Here is a 314-nt window from a genome sequence, read left to right as displayed (position 1 = left end):
CGCGTTAGTGCCTGAGCACTGACGCGGGTCCGATCCCCGAAGGGGATTGGTGTGAACTCCCGCGGGAGCTGACAGAAACGCACGGTTGGGATTCAGTGTTGTGCCAGAAACAACACAACCCCCCCACACCCGAATCCTTTACGCTTCTTCCCGATTGGCTGTGGCGCAACCGGTTGACTCCAACCCCGCGACGCAGCAACCCGTCATGCCTGATGACCATAGCGAGTCGGTCCCACCCCTTCCCATCCCGAACAGGACCGTGAAACGACTCCACGCCGATGATAGTGCGGATTGCCCGTGTGAAAGTAGGTAAT

General features: G+C 59.2%; 1 rRNA gene. It reads left to right on the top strand.

The window, feature by feature from the left end:
* Positions 1 to 208 precede the first annotated feature (208 nt).
* A 5S ribosomal RNA gene (gene rrf / locus F6X39_RS36250) occupies positions 209 to 314 on the top strand; the annotation flags it as partial.

The sequence above is a fragment of the Paraburkholderia sp. UCT2 genome (genome assembly GCF_014397665.1).
Lineage (GTDB): Bacteria > Pseudomonadota > Gammaproteobacteria > Burkholderiales > Burkholderiaceae > Paraburkholderia > Paraburkholderia tuberum.
The sequence above is the reverse complement of the archived record's forward strand: the minus strand, read 5'-3'. Positions and strand labels throughout refer to the sequence as shown.